The organism is Streptomyces cyaneofuscatus (assembly GCF_042718795.1).
In the GTDB taxonomy this organism is placed as follows: domain Bacteria; phylum Actinomycetota; class Actinomycetes; order Streptomycetales; family Streptomycetaceae; genus Streptomyces; species Streptomyces cyaneofuscatus_A.
In genome coordinates this window covers 150421-166783 of record NZ_JBHXOX010000021.1, presented here as the reverse complement: position 1 = coordinate 166783, position 16363 = coordinate 150421, and the positions used below count along the sequence as shown (strand labels likewise).

The 16363-nt window shown below is 72.2% G+C and carries 14 protein-coding genes; 6 read left to right on the top strand and 8 right to left on the bottom strand.

Annotation, left to right across the window (positions count from 1 at the left end; translation table 11 throughout):
- Positions 1–167: 167 nt before the first annotated feature.
- On the bottom strand, positions 168–2498 hold the full coding sequence (locus ACFWRT_RS24245; protein WP_380950217.1) for a glycosyltransferase: 2331 nt from the start codon (positions 2496–2498) through the stop codon (positions 168–170).
- A complete protein-coding gene (locus ACFWRT_RS24240) occupies positions 2495–4066 on the bottom strand; it encodes a hypothetical protein (RefSeq protein WP_380950216.1) in 1572 nt (523 codons plus the stop codon). Before ACFWRT_RS24240 ends, ACFWRT_RS24245 begins: the two co-directional genes overlap by 4 nt.
- A 313-nt stretch (positions 4067–4379) precedes the next feature.
- Between ACFWRT_RS24240 and ACFWRT_RS24235 the strand changes: the two genes are divergently transcribed.
- Positions 4380–5381, top strand: a complete 1002-nt coding sequence (locus tag ACFWRT_RS24235) for a glycosyltransferase family 2 protein (RefSeq protein WP_380950215.1) — start codon at positions 4380–4382, stop codon at positions 5379–5381.
- A 15-nt stretch (positions 5382–5396) separates the two neighbouring features.
- On the opposite strand, the gene ACFWRT_RS24230 is transcribed toward ACFWRT_RS24235, so the two are convergent.
- From ACFWRT_RS24230 to ACFWRT_RS24220, 3 genes are all read right to left on the bottom strand, one after another.
- A complete protein-coding gene (locus ACFWRT_RS24230; RefSeq protein WP_380950214.1) occupies positions 5397–6497 on the bottom strand; it encodes an acyltransferase in 1101 nt (366 codons plus the stop codon).
- 79 nt (positions 6498–6576) lie between these two features.
- A complete protein-coding gene (locus ACFWRT_RS24225; RefSeq protein ID WP_380950213.1) occupies positions 6577–7965 on the bottom strand; it encodes a polysialyltransferase family glycosyltransferase in 1389 nt (462 codons plus the stop codon).
- 3 nt (positions 7966–7968) lie between these two features.
- Entirely contained in the window at positions 7969–8934 is a 966-nt protein-coding gene (locus ACFWRT_RS24220; RefSeq protein ID WP_380950212.1) for a glycosyltransferase family 2 protein, read from the bottom strand.
- 207 nt (positions 8935–9141) lie between these two features.
- On the opposite strand from ACFWRT_RS24220, the gene ACFWRT_RS24215 reads away from it, so the two are divergent.
- Positions 9142–9603: a MarR family winged helix-turn-helix transcriptional regulator gene (locus tag ACFWRT_RS24215; RefSeq protein WP_380950211.1), complete on the top strand. Its 462-nt coding sequence runs from the start codon at positions 9142–9144 to the stop codon at positions 9601–9603.
- Between the two features lie 26 nt (positions 9604–9629).
- Here ACFWRT_RS24215 and leuE read toward each other — a convergent pair whose 3' ends face one another.
- Positions 9630–10286: a leucine efflux protein LeuE gene (gene leuE, locus ACFWRT_RS24210; RefSeq protein ID WP_380950210.1), complete on the bottom strand. Its 657-nt coding sequence runs from the start codon at positions 10284–10286 to the stop codon at positions 9630–9632.
- Positions 10287–10501: 215 nt separating this feature from the next.
- Between leuE and ACFWRT_RS24205 the strand changes: the two genes are divergently transcribed.
- Entirely contained in the window at positions 10502–11536 is a 1035-nt protein-coding gene (locus ACFWRT_RS24205; protein WP_463288376.1) for a L,D-transpeptidase family protein, read from the top strand.
- 202 nt (positions 11537–11738) lie between these two features.
- On the opposite strand, the gene ACFWRT_RS24200 is transcribed toward ACFWRT_RS24205, so the two are convergent.
- Together ACFWRT_RS24200 and ACFWRT_RS24195 are read right to left on the bottom strand one after the other, a co-directional pair.
- Complete coding sequence (locus ACFWRT_RS24200) at positions 11739–12956, bottom strand: hypothetical protein (protein ID WP_380950208.1); 1218 nt, start codon at positions 12954–12956, stop codon at positions 11739–11741.
- The gene (locus ACFWRT_RS24195; RefSeq protein WP_380950207.1) at positions 12956–13735 is read right to left on the bottom strand and encodes an RNA polymerase sigma factor; all 780 of its coding nucleotides are present in this window, start codon (positions 13733–13735) and stop codon (positions 12956–12958) included. Before ACFWRT_RS24195 ends, ACFWRT_RS24200 begins: the two co-directional genes overlap by 1 nt.
- Positions 13736–14529: 794 nt before the next feature.
- On the opposite strand from ACFWRT_RS24195, the gene ACFWRT_RS24190 reads away from it, so the two are divergent.
- The 3 genes from ACFWRT_RS24190 to ACFWRT_RS24180 all read left to right on the top strand — a co-directional run bounded on the left by ACFWRT_RS24190 (position 14530) and on the right by ACFWRT_RS24180 (position 16354).
- The gene (locus ACFWRT_RS24190) at positions 14530–14757 is read left to right on the top strand and encodes a hypothetical protein (protein ID WP_380950206.1); all 228 of its coding nucleotides are present in this window, start codon (positions 14530–14532) and stop codon (positions 14755–14757) included.
- Positions 14758–14939: 182 nt separating this feature from the next.
- Complete coding sequence (locus ACFWRT_RS24185; RefSeq protein ID WP_380950205.1) at positions 14940–15374, top strand: hypothetical protein; 435 nt, start codon at positions 14940–14942, stop codon at positions 15372–15374.
- Positions 15375–15496: 122 nt separating this feature from the next.
- On the top strand, positions 15497–16354 hold the full coding sequence (locus ACFWRT_RS24180) for an SAM-dependent methyltransferase (protein WP_380950204.1): 858 nt from the start codon (positions 15497–15499) through the stop codon (positions 16352–16354).
- Positions 16355–16363: the final 9 nt, after the last annotated feature.

Here is a 16363-nt window from a genome sequence, read left to right as displayed (position 1 = left end):
GGGGGGGGCCGGGGGGCCGGGCCCGGGGGGGGGGGGGGGGGGGGGGGCGGCGGCCCCGCCCCCCCCCCGCCCGGGGGGGGGGGGGGGCCCCGCCCCCCCCCCCCCCCCCACCGCCGTCGTGCCGGGCCCGGAAGCGGACCCGCCCCACCGCCGTCGTGCCGTGCCCCCTACCTGCCGGCCAGGATCACCCGGAGGTCGGCGGCGTTGGCCTCGGTGACCTTCCACAGCTCCTGCTGACGGCCGTGCACATCGGCGACGGAGGCCGCGTGGTCGGCCAGCAGCGCGGTCGCCCGTTCGGTGAGGCGGGCGCCGAGGTGGCGGTCGTGGACGGAGATGCCCCACTCGGGCCGGTCGATGTCGGCCAGGAAGTAGGCCATCTTGGGGTGCGAGATCAGGCTGATGATCGGCGTACCGCAGCCGAACGGGATCATGCCCGCGTGGCCGCGCATCCCGATGACCAGCTTCGTGCGGGCGTAGACGTCGCGTATCGCGTCGTTGTCGAAGTCGTACATCGGGATGACCGGCAGCGAGATGCCGTGCTCGCGCCGCAGGTCGAACGCGATCCGCTCGTCCTCCAGCGCGTGCGCCACGCACTTCACCTCGGCCTGCTCGCCGAGCGCGGTGATCGCGGTGGCCATCTCGCCGAGGAAGTGCCCGTAGTCGTGGCCGAAGCGCAGTCCCGCCCGGTCGTAGGCGGCGTTGACCAGGATGGTGTTCTCGCGCTCGGCCGGGTCGCGCCAGCCGTCGGCGAGCTGCCGGGTGACCGTGGTGGGGCAGGGCTGGTAGCGGACCTTGTGGTGGAGCTCCGGCGGCAGCAGGTCCCGGACCTTCTCGATCGAGCCGTGGTTGCGCAGCCCGAAGAAGGCGGAGGTCTCCACCAGTGTGCGCAGGCTGGACAGGAACCGCTTGCGGCCGTGTCCGTACGCCTGGCCGTCGAAGGCGTTGAAGCCGACCGCGTACACCACGACGGGGACGTCGATCCGCCCCAGCAGCTCGTCGGTGACGTTCCACTGCCACCCGCTGTTGCCGTTCGGCGCGGTGTCGGGGATGAAGAGTCCGCCGCCGCCGATGACCAGACCCCGCCGGGCGTTGACCCGCTCCAGGGCCGCCTCGTCGAAGAGCCGGTGGGCGTGGATCGCGTGCCAGCGGTCGGGTCCGGTGTCCTGGCCGAAGGCCAGCCGTACGGTCTCGGGCAGCAGCTTGTCGCCCGCGTTGCCCTGGTGCTCCATGTAGAAGGCGACGTGGGCGAGCTGGCCGGAGGCGGGGCCCTCGGTGGGCGGGGTGGTGCCGGTGGTACGCAGGTGCATCAGCCGGTTCGCCCGGTGCGTCGGGTCGACGCCGAGCCCCTGGAGCGCGAGGCGCGCGGCCTCCTCGTCGTCGCCGTGGATCCAGGCGATCTGGGCGAGCCGCCCGTAGGCGGGCGCGGCCCGGTTGGGGACGGAGGCGGCCAGGTGGAGCTGGGTGCGGGCCTCCTCGTACCGGGAGACGCTCATCAGGGCGTGGCCGAGCACCTCGTTCGGCCAGGACTCGTCGACCGGGATGCGCAGCGGGGCGAGCAGGTCGACGGCCTCCTGGTACTCCCCCGCCTGGATGTGGGCGGCGGCCACCTTGCGGGCGCTGTCCACGTCGGCGGTGCGCCGGACGTGCGCGGTGCCGTAGTGGACCAGCAGGTCGTGGTGCTTGGCGCCGCCGGCCGCGAGGTAGGCGGAGTGGAACGCGGCCTCGGACAGGTTGTGGGCGTGCCAGCGGGCCTCGGCCTCGCCGTACCCCGACTCACCGCCCTGCCAGGGCTTGTGCCGCCCGGTGAAGTGCAGGATCGCCGTGCCGTCGGGGACCGGGAGGTCGCCCGACAGGCGCCGCTTCACGAAGTTGAAGCGGGCGTCCAACTGGACGAAGTCGCCGTCCAGCACGGCGTTCAGGATGCCCTGGTCGTGCTTGTCCAGCTCGTAACGGCCCGCCCGGCCGACCTCGTCCAGTTCGGCGCAGAAGGCGTCGGTCAGATACTCGCGCTGGATGACCAGCAGCCCGCTGTTCAGCTTGTGCTGTCCGTAGAAGAACTGCGGGACGGCGGCCAGGCCCTCGCGCAGCCGCAGCAGCTCCCCCAGGTCGCCGAGGACGACCATGTCGGTGTCCAGGGTGATCACGGTGTCGTAGTCGCGGACCCGGAACACATCGAGGATGAAGTAGGCCTTGCGCACCAGGTAGTTGTCCTGGTCGCCCTTGGCGTACGTGTCGTAGTGGCCGGCGTCCACCTGCCGGAAGGCGACGCGCGGGTGCAGGGCGCGGATCCGCGCGACGGAGTCGGGGCGCAGCCCGTCGTGCAGGACGAGGAAGTCCTCGCAGACGTTCGGGTTGGACAGGGCGAGACTGCGCAGCAGGGTGAGGAAGCCGGGCAGGTAGTTCTCGTCCACGAAGCTGGCGAAGGCGATGCGGCGCTTCCCGGTCAGCGCGTTCGCGGGTGCCACGGGGGCCGCGGTGGAGGCGGTGGGCATCGTCATCGCAGGCAGATCCTCGTGTCGGTGACGCTCTGGGCCCGTTCCATGACCCACGCCTTCTCGCTGGTGTACTCGTGCACGGAGGTGATCGGCAGCCGCATCGCGGCGGGCAGCCGGTAGGCGCCGCTCTCGTAGAAGTCGAAGCCGATCAGGTCGAGTCGCGGGCTCACGTCCAGGAAGTCCAGCAGCCAGAGCATGTTGAAGCCGCTGGTGGGGATCGAGGGCCACGCCTCCCGGCTCACGCGTCCGATGTCGCGCACCGGCCAGCGCAGGGACTCGTCCCCCAGGTAGGTCTGCGCGCCCGGGACCAGCCGGTTGCGCAGGCTGTACTTCCAGTCGCCCGAGATGCCGCCGAAGATCAGCCGGGTGTCCACGTGCTGGTCCCAGTTGAAACCGTGCTTGTGGATGGTGGCGTGGATGTCGGTGCGCCGGCCGGTCGCCGCCGGGTCGATCCGGTACGAGTTGAAGCGGACGACCAGGTCGTAGTCGTCGATCTCCGCGCCGAGCGAACTGTTGCCCACCCGCTTGGAGTTGGCGATCAGACAGATGGACCTGCCCGCGATCCGGTTGCGGAACTCGCCGAGGGTGAGCCACCGGACACCGCCGAAGGTGGGGTCCTCGACCGGTCCGCGCATCCGGACCCGGCGCTGCTCCGCGTAGAGCGTGGTGAGGGCGGTGAGCTCGTCGAGCTCGGCGGGGTCCGCGGCGCGCGCGGATGCGCCCCGGCCGGCTGTGGGCGCGCTCCCGCCGCCCGCGACCCCGGCCTCCTCGCGCAGGAGGCCGAGGTAGTGCGTGAGCGTCTGCTGGATCTCGCGCACCGGGGCGTCGGCCGCGATCCGGCCGAGCAGCGTGCCGATCAGCAGCGGCCGGGCCTCGTCCCAGGCGCCCCGGGCGTGCAGCTCCAGGCCCTGGGCCCAGGCGTCGGTGACGGACCGGTCGGCGAACTCCCGCGCCTCGGGGCAGCCGGCGGCCAGCCGCCGCACGAGCTCCGCCTGGAGCCGGGCGCCCTCGCGGAGGCCGGCCACCTTGGAGGCCACGCCGAAACCGTCCTCCTCGGTGAGTTCGAGGTGGCGCTCGTACGCGGCGACCGCCGCGCTCTCGGCGCCCATCGCCTCCAGCACGCGGGCGCGCAGCCGCCAGCCGGCCCGGGAGCGCTTGCGCTGGGTGAGCACGGTGTCGGCGACCATCAGGGCGAGCTTCGTCTCGTCCTCGTAACCGCAGTCCAGGGCCTTGTCGCCGACGGCGAGCAGCGGGTCCATGAGTGCGTCGCCGAGGAGCAGCGAGGAGCCGGACGACACCTTGGCCGGGCGGCGCAGCAGCGGCAGCGGGCTGCTGCCCGAGGTCGCCGGGACGGTCGCGGCATGGGTGGCGAGGAGGTTGCGGAGAGCCTCGGCCAGGGCGACGCGCCGCCGGTCCAGGCTCGCGACGAGCTTGGTGCTGTGCGCGGCACAGGCACTCAGGCAGGTCTCCAGGTCCATGGCGTTCACCCGGTCGGCGGCCACCGTCCCTCCGGAGGCTGTCAGGACCTCCGCGTCACGTTGCCGTGGCCAGCGGGTGCGGGCTTTCGTCATGGCGCTCCAAGCGTCTGGTGCCCGTGGGGGGAAGGGGGCTTAGGTGTCGCGCGGTGTCGGGAGTCATCCCGGGTGATCAGAGATGAAGCTTTCCGCGCGGATCTGTCGGTTACGTGTCACCGTAGGAAACCTGGACGGCCGAACGGTGAACTCCCCCTGTCCGAGCGGGAAACGGCGCACCTCCCTGGCGTTTCGGCCCTCTCGTACGCCTCCGTCGCCCCCGGGGGCACTTCACCGCCCGGACGGCCGCCGTTCACCCGCATTCCTCGCCGGGGACAGGATCCGTGCCGCGCCCCGCCGTAACGTCGGGCGGGTGGTCAAGCTCTCCGTCATCGTGCCGTTCTTCAATGTGCGGGCCTATGCGCCGGACACCCTCACGAGCCTGCGGAGAAACCTCCGCGAGGACTTCGAGTTCATCCTCGTCGACGACCGCTCGACCGACGGGACCGGCGAACTGCTCCTGCGCGCCCGGGACGAGATCCCCGGGGCGACCCTGCACCGGCACGAGGTCAACCGCGGTATCGCGGCCGCGCGCAACACCGGCCTGAACGCCGCGCGCGGTGAGTACGTCGCCTTCCTGGACGGCGACGACTGGCTCGCCCCCGGCCACTTCGCTGAGCTGCTGGCCAGGACCGAGGCGCTGGGCTGCGACTTCGTCCGCACCGCCCATGTCCGGGTGGAGGGCAGGTCCCGCGGCGTACGGCGGGTGCCGCACGGCCCCTGCGGAACGGTCGGCGATCCCCGGGCCGCGATCCTGCCCGCCACCCGCACCACCTCGGTGGACTACGCCTACGCCTGGGCCGGGCTCTACCACCGCCGCCTCCTGGACCGAGGGCTGCTGCACTTCCCCGAGGGGCTGCACACCGCGGAGGACCGGCCGTGGATCTGGCGGCTGCACCGCGAGGCCGGGTCCTTCGCCGTACTGGACACGCTGAGCTACTTCTACCGGCGCGGGGTCGCCACCTCCCTCACCCGCATCGGTGACCGGCGCCGGCTCGACTTCCTCCGCGCGTACGACCTGCTGGTGGCTCAGACGGCGGCGGACCGGGACGCGGAGGCCCTGCTGCCCAAGGCCGTACGCACCTACTGTGCGGTCATCGCACACCATCTGGGCGCCCTGGACACGCTGGAGCCGTCCCTGGCCCGCGAGTTGAAGACGTCGAGCGCGGCGGCCCTGGCGCGGCTGCCCCAGCAGGTGCTGGACGAGGCCCTCGACACCATGGACGACCGGCGGGCGACCCGGCTACGCAGGCTGCGCAGGCGCCCGGGCACCGCGAAGGGGACGGGCGCCGCGAAGGGACCGGGCGCCGGGTGACCGCCCCGGCCGGCCTCAGCCGAGCAGCCGCGCCAGCCCCATCCGCCGCCACAGCAGGGTGGCGGCGAACGACAGGGCGATGATCGCGCCCGACACCGCCACGAAGAGCGCGGCGGCGGCCGGCCAGCCCAGCTCGGGCCGGACGAACGCGTCGGTCAGCAGGTCCTCGAAGAGGATGTGGACCATGTAGGCGCCGAACGTCGCGTTGACGAGCCGGGTCACGGCGGGCCGGATCCGTTCGGGGATGCGCACCCGGTGCAGCGCGATCACGAAGGCGCCGGTGAACACCGCGATCACGACGCTGGCGTTCGGGATGACGTAGTGGACCTTGTGCTGATAGACGGTCACCACGACCAGGCTCGCCCCGGCGAGCAGCAGCCACGGCAGCCGGCGGCGGCCGAACACGGAGGCGGGCGCCGCCAGCAGCAGCGCGCCGAGCACCGCGTATATCACCTGGTACGCGCCGAAGTTCCAGCCGAAGCGCGGGACGTCCCACTCGGTGAGCCGGGCGAGGTCGCCGGCCAGCGTGGGCGCGGCGGCGATCACCACGAGCGCCGCCGCGAGCCCCCACGGCCGCTTGCCGGCCTTCACCATGGGGACCAGCGCCAGCAGCATGATCACCGGCACATAGGCGTACAGGTACCAGAGGTGGTAGGCGGGCCGGACCGAGCCGAACAGCGACTCCAGGGCCAGATCCCCGATCGGCCCGTCGTTGGTACCGCGCCACCGGCCCCACACCAGATAGAGCGCCGTCCACACAGCGAGGGGCACCAGGATCCGGACCAGCCGCTGCCGCAGCCGGGCGGCGTCCTTGGGCGGGGCGCCGACCAGGACGGCCCAGCCCGCTATGGCGAAGAACGTCGGTACGGCGAACCGGCCGAGGGAGTCCGCGATCAGACCGGTCCAGTAGACCCCCGCCCCGCCGGAGGCCTTCCGTCCGGCGGCGTCCATGAAGGCGGCGCCCGTGTGCGAGACGATCACGCCGACCGAGCAGGTGAGCCGGATCAGGTCGATGTCGAAGCGGTGTTCGCGCGGCGTGCCACCGGCGTCCCGGGCGGCCGGGGACGGCGGGCTCGGTACGGCGGGCACGGGGTGCGGGGTGGCTGTGGTGGACATGATCCTCGGGGTCTCGGTACGGACCGGTCCCGGCGGAACCGGTCGGCATGATCCAAACGACAGGCCCTGGCGGACCGGCTCAGAAGCCCAGGGTGCTGCGGGTGCGGCGGACGGTCCGGCGCAGCCGGACGGCGGTGGTGCGGGGGCCGCCGCCGGGGAGGGTGAGCGACTGGAGGCGGCGGCGCTTGAAGTAGTGCTGGGTGGTGGCGTCGAGCCGGTCCCGCAGCCAGGCCTCGGCCTCGGACCGCAGGGCGGGGTGGCGGCGGGACTGCATGCAGTAGCCGACGGTGCGGACCAGCGGGCCGAGCGTGGCGGGCGCGACCCGGACCTCGGCGGTGATCTCGCTCCCGTCGGACTGTTCCAGGTCGGGCACCAGGTGGTCGACGATCGTCAGCGGGATGCGGTTGCTGTTCTCGTACGGGGTGATGCGGTCCAGGACGAGCCGGGTGCCGACCTTCGCGATGGGGATGCCGTAGTACGCGGCGGCGGTGAACATCGCGGTGGAGAAGCAGCCGACGACCAGACCGGGCGCGCACCGCTCGTACAGGGTCTCGGCGAGCAGCGGGCTGTCCAGCACGGTCAGCCGGACCCCGGTCTCCTCGGCCGCAGCCTCCAGCGCCCGCGAGTAGCGGGCCGGTGCGGTGGGGTGCGGTTTGAAGAGTACGGAGGTGTGGCCGGCGCGGACCGCGCCGCGCAGCATCCGGACGTGCAGGTCCTCCTCCTCGTCGGCCGTGAGGATGTTCAGCGTGGCGAGGTACTGGCCCAGCAGCACCGCCGTAGGCGCTTCGGCCGCCGCGGCGGCGAGCTGAGGGTCTCCGCCGGCCGCGTCGGAGATCTCGGTGAGGACCCGGCGGAAGGCGTCGTCCGGGACCAGCTCCGCCGCGACCCCGAACTCCGTGAGCAGCAGCGGCTTCAGACCGGTGACCAGGTCGAGATGGAGGACCCGGCGGATCCGGCAGCCGACCGAGCCGGGCAGCTTGTTCCGGGTCGGGCCGTAGCTCATGAGCCCGTCCGCGTACACGTGCAGGGCACTCTCGGAGAAGATCGCCGCGAGGGCCAGGGCCGGGTTGACCTGGATGGACTCCACGGCCAGCTCGACCCGGTCCTCGGGGCCGATGCCCCAGGCCAGGCGGAAGGCGCGCTGCCACAGCACGGTCTCCTCGGCGCGGGGGCCCCAGCCGCTGGGGTGGTGGGGACTGATGGCCGCGTTCCAGTCGACGACGGAGTCGAAGCGGGCCGCTATGGAGGCGTACCCCGGCATCTCCTCGATCCGCAGCGCCGTCTCGGGCACGGCCGAGTTGTTGGAGACCAGGAGGATACGGCGGGTCCCCCGGGCCGCGCCGAACTGTCCGGCGTCGATCGCGGCGGCGAGGGTGGCCGCACCGTACAGGGTGGAGACCTGGAAGATCTGGGTGCGAACGGACGTGGGCGTGGGCACGGGTGCGGGCGTGGGTGTGGGCGTGCGCATGGGTCAGGCGGCCTTCTGCTTGGTACGCAGGCGGCCGAGGAGCGCCCCGCGCTTGTCGTCGATCATCGTCAGGGTGCGGTCGAGGACCTCTTGCGGCATCCGGTGCAGCGCCGCCGCGGACTCGCCGCGCAGCCGCCGGGCGGTGGCGGGTTCGTACGCGTCCGCCTTCTCGTTGTGGAAGGCGATCATCGCGCAGTAGGTGCGGACGGCCTTGGGCAGCAGGCGCTCGGCGTCCCGGTCCTCCCGCAGCAGTTCGAGCAGCGCGTCGTAGGCGGGGAAGAAGTCGAGCTGCCGGTCGTCCTTGATCTGGGTGAGGGAGGTGGCGACCCCGCGCCGGTAGAAGACGCCGTACAGCCCGAGCGCCGCGTAGGTACGGGCGCGCAGATGGAGCTGCCAGATCCACAACCGGTCCTCGGCGGTGCGCAGTTCGGTGGCGAAGCGCTGGGCGCCGTCCTCGAAGAGCCGCCGGTGGTAGATCCCCGCCCAGACGAACGGGTAGTCGACCATCGTCTCCCGCTCGGGCACCCCGATCCCCTCCCGGGGGTCGAGCACGGTGTCACGGAGCGGGGCGGGGGCCCGCCGTACGACGCGGTTGGTCCCGGTGGACTGGACGTGGTCCGTGCGCGCGAAGTCGCAGTCGAGCTCCTGGGCGGCCCGCAGCAGCCGGCCGAGGTGGCCGGGGGCGTACCAGTCGTCCCCGTCGAGGAAGGTGATGAAGTCGCCCCGGGCCGCGTCGATGCCGCTGTTACGGGCGGCGGCGATCCCCACGTTCGTACGGTGCGTGATCACCCGGGCCCCGGGCAGTCGCTCGGCCCAGTGGCCGACCACGTCCGTCGTCCCGTCGGTGGAGGCGTCGTCGACCAGCAGGAATTCCATGTCCTGGTCGGCGTTGCGGGCCAGACTGCTCAACGTGGTCCCGGCATAGGCCCCGACATTGTGGAACGGAACGACAACGGACAGTTTCGGCACGCGGGCCCTCACCTTCGATCATGGTCCCGAACAACGTAATGAGGGACCCGAATGGTTGGGTGAAGCCCGGCGCGACACCGGGTGAACTCTGCCCGTCCGCGGAATGACCGGACCGACGGGCGCGGCGGCGCACGGGCACGACGGGCGCGACAGGCCGGGTGAACTCGCCTTGACCTCAACCAAACCTGAGGTCCTACCGTCGCAGACATGGACTACTCACACGATGACGCGGGCCTCGCCCGCCAGCCGATCGGTTACTGGAGCTGGGCCGCACACGAGGCGACGGTGACCCACATCCGGGCGGCGCTGGCCGAGCACGGACTGACCCAGCCGCCCTGGTGGGTGATCAACCAGCTCATCGGCGCGGAGGAGGACGGCCGCGACCGCGCCGAGCTGGCCGCCTTCCTCGGCGGCTACCTCAACACCGGGGCGGACGGCATCGAGGCGGCCGTCGACGAACTCCTCGGGCGGGGGCTGGTCACCCAGGACGACGGAGCGCGGCTGCGGCTCACCCCCGAGGGCCGGGCGCTGCGCGAGCAGACGTACGCGCGCGTCGTCCGGGCCCGCGAGGAGATCCACGAGGGCGTCAGCGACGAGGAGTTCGTCGCCGCGCTGAAGGTCCTCCAGCGGATGATCCACAACGTCGGGGGCACGGCCTGGCACGAGTGAGGGGGCCGGCCGAGGCCTCCGTACGCCTACACGCTGCTGAGCGAGAGCTTCGCCGCGAACCCGAGGAACAGCACGCCCGCCGCCGAGGTCGCCCCCGCCGAGAGCCGCTTACGGCGGCGGAAGGCGGCGGCCAGACGGGTGCCGCCGAAGATCAGCGTGGAGAGGTAGAGGAAGCTGGCGAGCTGGAGCAGCGTGCCCAGCAGCAGGAACGACAGCGCCGGGTAGGCATAGCCGGGGTCGACGAACTGCACGAAGAACGAGATCAGGAACAGGATCGCCTTCGGGTTGATCAGACTGACCACCAGCGCCCGCCGGTAGGGATTCTCCGTCGTCGCGGGCGCCTCGGCCGCCTCCGCCAGTTCGGCGGTACGCCGGTGCCGTTCGCGCCACAGGGACGCCGCCGCGCGCAGCATGCCGATCGCCAGCCAGGTCAGATAGCCGGCGCCCGCGTACTTGACGATGGCGAAGAGCAGCGGCGTGGTCTGGAGCAGTGAGGCCGCGCCGAGGGCGGCCAGCGTCATCAGGACGGTGTCCCCGGTCCAGACGCCTGCGGCGGCCCTGTAGCCGGTGCGGACACCGCGCCGAGCGGCGACGGAGAGCACGTACAGCGAGTTCGGGCCCGGCAGGAGAACGATCAGCAGCAGGCCCGCGAGGTAGGTCGGAAGATCGGTGACACCCAGCATGGACGGAGTTTCGCACATCCGTACGGTGCGGTGCGGACACGTTTCACCGACCGGTCACCGCGACGCCCGCGCCCGGGTTTCCCGGGCCACGGACGTTCAGCCAGGGATCACTCCTGGGGGTGACCTCACGAGGGGGTCTGGACGCGCCGCCCCCGTCATGCGCAGGATGCGACCACCGGGCCGACGCCGGCCAGGGGGAAGCGGGGATGGCGGAAATGCTGGACAGGAAGAGGGACGGGGAGAGCGGCGCGTACGGAGACGGGAGCGGCCGTCCGTACGCGCGCCGGGGCCGGTACGGAGGCGGAGGCGGCGGCCGACACGGCCGACGCGCCGCGACCGTGACCGCCGCCGGGGTGCTCGCGATCACCGCCCTCGCGGCAGGGTGCGGGCCGCAGGACCCGGCCGCCGACGCACTGCGCCGGCCCCCGACACCTCCGCCCACCACCACAACTCCCACTCCCACCGAAGACGCCGAGGACGCCGAAGACACCGAGGACGCCAAGCCCGAGGCCACACCCGCCCCGGCCACCCCCGACCGCAGCACCCCGCCCCCACCCCCGACCACCGCGCCACCCACCTCCGCACCCGCCCCGACCACATCCCCTCCCACTCCCCCGCCCCGGGTCCTCCTGAGCACCGGCTCCGAGGGCGCCCAGGTCCGGGAACTCCAGGCGCGGTTGCGGCAGATCGGGCACTTCGCGCGCACCCCCACCGGCTACTACGGCACGGTCACCGCCGAGGCCGTCCGGTCCTTCCAGCGCAAGCGGGGTACGGAGGCGACCGGCGCCACCGACGCGGTCACCTGGCGGCACCTGCTGGCCATGACCCGTACGCCGACGGCCGACGAGCTGGACCCTCCGACCGAGCGGCCGGTGGCGAAGCCGGACGAGCGGTGCCAGACCGGCCGGGTGCTCTGCATCAGCAAGAAGAGCCGGACCCTGGCGTGGATGATCGACGGCCGGGTCGTCTCCGCGATGGACGTGCGCTTCGGCTCGGAGTACACACCCACCCGCGAGGGCGAGTTCCCGGTGTTCTGGAAGTCCCGGGACCATGTGTCGACGCTGTACGACACCCCGATGCCGTACGCGCTGTTCTTCAGCGGCGGCCAGGCCGTGCACTACTCCGCCGACTTCGCGGCCAACGGCTACGGCGGCGCCTCGCACGGCTGTGTGAACGTCCGGGACAAGGCGAAGGTCGCGGCCCTCTTCGACCAGGTGAAGAACGGCGACAAGGTCGTCATCTACTGGTGAGGGAGGTGGTGGCGGGAGAGGGCGCGGGCGGGACCGGGGGAACGTGTCCCGCCCGCGCCGATGCGCTGAGCCGAAGGTACGGGGGGAACCCCGGCTCGTCGCGCTGCCGATGACCAGTCGGCTCACTCTGTACTGCGCCCGGCACCCGAAAAACGTCACACTTGTTGCCGGCGCACCTCGACGCGGAGGGAAAAAGCGCAGGTCAGCGGGCGAGTACGGCGGTCGGGCCGGGAGCGGGTGCCGGGGCGGGCCTCGGGGCGAGCGTCGCCGACCGTAGCGGAACCGCGGCCTCCGCCCGTACGCCGACATCGGCCCGGCGCTCACCGTCCGTGACGGGTGGGGCGGGCTCGAAGGAGACGGGCGGCAGCGAGCCGCCGTCACCGTCGCCCGGTCCGTCGTCGTCCCCACCGCCACCGGAGCCCCCGCCGCCGGGCCCGCCGGAGCCGCCCCCGCCGAGGAGCCGGTCGCAGAAGCGCTCCAGGTTCTCCTCGCCCTTGGCGAGCTGGATCAGGTGACGCCGGCTCCGCTCGTCGAGGGTGCCGTCGCGGAAGGCCTTGCAGGCCTTCACCGACTTCTCGTACCAGTTGCCGTCCTGGTCGCCCTGGCCGCCGGAGCCGCCGGGGCGCTCGTCACGGCCGGACGGATCCTTGGAGGCGTCCTCGCGCCCGGAACCGCCAGATCCGCCGGACCCGCCCGGTCCGCCGGAGCCGCCGGAACCACCACCGCCACCGGAGCCGTCCGTTCCGCCCGGGCGGTCCCGGTCACCGGTGCGGTCACCGCCCGGCTCCGGGGGCGTCCCGCCGGTCTCGGGCCCCGCGGGCTCCTCGGACGCGCCGGGCTGCCGGCTCTCGGGCGAGGAGAGCGGTGCGGGGTCGTCGGGCGGGGAGGGCAGGGCCTCGGCGGACGGGTCTTCGGCGGGCAGCCGGGACACCAGGGGTTCCGGGGTCGCCGCGGATACGGAGGAGGCGGGCGCGGGCGAACCCTGACCGCCGAAGGGGCCCGGGAGCATCCCCGTACCGGCGGCGACCGCCACCCCGCCGAGCGCGCAGCCCGCGAGCGAGACGGCCAGGCCGAAGCGGACCGGGCGGCTCCAGCGCGGACGGCGCGGGGGCGCGGCGGGGGCGGCGCCGATGTGGACGGAGTGCAGCGTTCCGGGCTGCCCGGGGAGCGCGGCGCCCGCGCTCCGCCCGGCGAGCCGGTCACCGCCGGTCCGGGTGGCCTGCCGGAACGCGATGAGTACGGCGTCCTCGCCGGGGAGTTCACCGGCCGGGGTACGGCGGACGGCGCGGGCCGCACCGAGGGCTTCGGCGAGCCGGCGGGCGTCGTCGCGGGCCTGGTCGCCGAGGGGTACGACCGGCTCGCCGCGGAGCAGTTTCTCCGCCGCGTCCTTGTCGAGCCACTCGTCCTGCTCGTCGGCCATCACATGTCCCTCTGCGTCCACGGTCGCGAATGCGTCACACCGGGAATGACCCCGGCCGGCGCCGCCGGACCGCCCCTACCGGGGCGCTGAGAGGGTACGGCACCGAGCCCCGAACCGCCGCCCTGCCGCTGACCTGCGTCGCTCCCGGAGCTCTGGGCCGAAGCGAGGTCCGGCCCCTCGGGGCCACCACCGGGGGCGGGCGCACCGGCGGGGAGGGGCGGGTCGGGGTGCTCGGCACCGAGGAGTTCGGCGAGCCGCTTGAGGCCGCGGTGGGCGGCGGTCCGTACGGCGCCGGGCCGCTTGCCGAGGGTCTGGGCGGCGCTCTTCGCGTCCAGCCCGACGACCACCCGCAGCACGACGGCCTCGGCCTGGTCCTGCGGGAGCTGGGCGATGAGGGACATCGTACGGTCGGTGTCGAGCGCCTCCATGGCGTCACCGGCGGTGTCGGACTCGGCGGCCCGGCCGGTCAGCTCGGTCTCGTCGCCGCCGATCGCGGGCCGGCGGCTGCGCATCCGCAGATGGTCGAGCGAGCGGTTCCGGGCGATCCGGGCCGCCCAGCCCCGGAACCGGTCGGCGTCCCCGCTGAACCGGTCGAGGTCACGCGCTATCTGGAGCCAGGCCTCGGACGCCACGTCCTCGGCGTCCGGCTCGCCCACGAGCGTCCGTATGTAGCCCAACAGCCGTGGCTGCACAGCGCGGTACACAGCACGGAAGGCGTCCTCGTCCCCGTCCTGTGCCGCGAGCACCGCGGCGGTCAGCTCCGCGTCGTCCCCCAGCACTCCCTCAACCCGCCCTGCTGTCCTCGCCCGCAGCTGGTCACCACTGCTGCGCCACTCTGCGCGACTCAGCACGCTACGTGGTCGGCAGGGGTCACGTCCATGACTTGTACAACTCGCAACAATTCGCGGTCCTCGGTGCGGTGTGACAGAAAACGCAGGCGCGGCGCTGAGATGAGTACGGGGTCGTGCTGCGACCCCGTGGAAGACGGCCGGGGCCTCTCCTGTGGGGGGTGGCGGCCCCGGTCGTCGCTCCAACACTTACCCCTCTGACCTGCGGTTTTGTGGGCCTCCTCCCCTCTCCGTGACCGACGGCGTGACCGACGCGCCGGCGAGTTCCTGCCGCCAGGCCCTCGTGACCAGCGGGAATCTCCTCCGCGCCCCCTCCGCCCGGCGCTTGCCGTACTGGGACATCGTGTGGCCCGGCGAGTGGTGCCTCACGTCGGCCGAGACCTCAACGGGGTTCCCACCCGCGTCCAGGTCGTCGGTGACCTTGCTGTACGCGCTGATGAGCCGCCCCCTGCGGCCGCGGAACGAAGGGGTAGAACGTAGGGGCGGACGAGTCGGCACCGCCGAAGGGCATTTCAGCGCTTTCGCCGACCGGGCCGCGATCGAACTCGACCGAAGTTGACCGGATGCCTAAGTCGGCAAAGATGACTTTGCATGGGAGGCCGTACGGCCCTGTTCGGCTCGCCGGACGCGATAGTTTCCTTTTCGAGGCCGCGCGAGGGCCCGCCCGGGAAGTGATTAGCGGTCACGCCCCCGGGAACGAAACAGATCGACGAGGAAACAAACGAATGATCGAACCGATTCGCCGAGGGCGCATTCAGCTGCCCTCCGGGCTATTTCACGGTATCAGTTTCCCTATCGACCACGCGGGAGTTCTCGATGGCCTGGGCGGCCAGGTAGCGGTGCGGCTCAGCGTTGTTCTCGTCGGCTTCGTCATGGTCCGGACCGTGGTCTGCGGTGCGACGGTGGACACAGCGCAGTCCGCCTCCAGCGCCACCATGCCCGGCTTCGCGTGACACGCGAGCGTCTGCGTCCGGTGGCCGAAGCGTCCGTAGCCGATCGGCGGGCCTCGTAACCGCACAGCCGCGAGGCCCGCTCCTGTTTGCTGCCCGCTTCGAGCCTTGGAGCCGTCATCCCTCTTCCCTCTTGCTCATCAGGGCCCCGGAGCAGGCTCGGCAGACGCTCTTCCGCACCCGCCGTGACCGCAGCCGCGGAGCTCGGGTACGCGGCCTTCGTCGAGCGCAACACCCCTCGCTATCAACGTTATGCGGCAGCCCGCCTCCCGTCCGGAGGATGCACAGGAGTCGTCGCCACCACGCTCGCCGAGGCGCGGGCCCGATGGGCCTTCATACTGAGCCAGCCTTCCCCTGCGGCGGAAGTCTGGCTGGACCTGCGCCGCCGGGTGAGCGACGTGGCCGAGCGTACGGTGCCGTCCGGTTCGGAACTCGCCAAGCTCTACGAGCGGTTCGGGCCCCGTCTCGCGGACAGCGTCGTCCTCTGCCGGCATCTCGGGCTGGGCGTCGACGAGGCCGCCGAGCTGATGGGTGCCGAGGCCTCGGCCGTGACGGCGAACCTCGCCGTCACGCAGCGACGTCTCCCGGATCTCTTGGGCGGGAGGCCACCTCTGATCTGAGGTAAATATCCCCTGGCATATTCACCAGCCACAGCGCCTCTTGCGGATGCGCCAGTTTTCGCCAGCATGCGCCACCCTTCACTCATTCCAGCGGTGGTGTAGGTGTGTGCTGCCCTCCTAGGATGGGCAACTTCACTCCGATCGGGGCGATTCGGCGAGGGGACAGGCCGTTGGTGGAGAGAAAGCATGTCGATTTGTCGATGCCGAGCGCGGCACGGATGTACGACTGGCTGCTGGGAGGCAGCAACAACTTCGAAGTCGACAAGGCCGCGTGCGCGGAGTTACTGGAGGCGGCGCCCACATCACGTGAGATCGCGTTGCAGAACCGTTGGTTCCTTCAGAGAGTGGTCCGGGTGCTCGCTCGTGATCACGGCATACGGCAGTTCATCGATTTCGGTTCCGGGCTCCCTACCCAGCGGAACGTGCACCAGATCGCCCAAGAGGTCGACAACGATTCCCGGATCGTCTACGTCGACAACGACCCCGTCGTCCTGGCGCTCGGGGGAAGTCTGCTGGACGAGAACGACAACACCGCGATCCTGTCGGCCGACATGACGGACACGGACACGATCTTCAGCCACCCCGACGTGGCGAGGCTCATCGACTTCTCGCAGCCGGCAGCCGCCTTGTTCGTTTCCGTGCTGCACTGCCTGCCGGACAGCGCCGACCCCAAGGCCCTGGTGGAGCGTGTGGTCAGCAGACTCGTTCCCGGCAGCTTCGTGGTCGTGTGCCAGCTCGTGAGCGCAGATCCTCAAGTCCGCGGGGACGTCACCGACCTGATGCTGGAGAAGACCGGCGGGCACTGGGGCCGGGTCCGGGAAGCCGCAGACGTGGAACGGTACTTCGAGACCCTGCACATCGAGGATCCAGGGCTCGTCGATGTGACCGACTGGCGCCCCGAATCCGAGATCCAGCAACGGCAGCGCTCCGTCGAGTGGACGGAGTTCGGCGGGCTGGGAAAGGTACCGGGCAAGGACTGACCCCCGGCA

Coding starts and splice junctions, on each gene's coding strand:
- ACFWRT_RS24205 (WP_463288376.1), top strand. CDS start 10,502: ATGCTGGACAGGAAGAGGGACGGGGAGAGCGGCGCGTACGGAGACGGG.
- ACFWRT_RS24180 (WP_380950204.1), top strand. CDS start 15,497: ATGGGCAACTTCACTCCGATCGGGGCGATTCGGCGAGGGGACAGGCCG.
- ACFWRT_RS24190 (WP_380950206.1), top strand. CDS start 14,530: ATGATCGAACCGATTCGCCGAGGGCGCATTCAGCTGCCCTCCGGGCTA.
- ACFWRT_RS24215 (WP_380950211.1), top strand. CDS start 9,142: ATGGACTACTCACACGATGACGCGGGCCTCGCCCGCCAGCCGATCGGT.
- ACFWRT_RS24240 (WP_380950216.1), bottom strand. CDS start 4,066: ATGACGAAAGCCCGCACCCGCTGGCCACGGCAACGTGACGCGGAGGTC.
- ACFWRT_RS24230 (WP_380950214.1), bottom strand. CDS start 6,497: ATGTCCACCACAGCCACCCCGCACCCCGTGCCCGCCGTACCGAGCCCG.
- ACFWRT_RS24245 (WP_380950217.1), bottom strand. CDS start 2,498: ATGACGATGCCCACCGCCTCCACCGCGGCCCCCGTGGCACCCGCGAAC.
- ACFWRT_RS24200 (WP_380950208.1), bottom strand. CDS start 12,956: ATGGCCGACGAGCAGGACGAGTGGCTCGACAAGGACGCGGCGGAGAAA.
- leuE (WP_380950210.1), bottom strand. CDS start 10,286: ATGCTGGGTGTCACCGATCTTCCGACCTACCTCGCGGGCCTGCTGCTG.
- ACFWRT_RS24225 (WP_380950213.1), bottom strand. CDS start 7,965: ATGCGCACGCCCACACCCACGCCCGCACCCGTGCCCACGCCCACGTCC.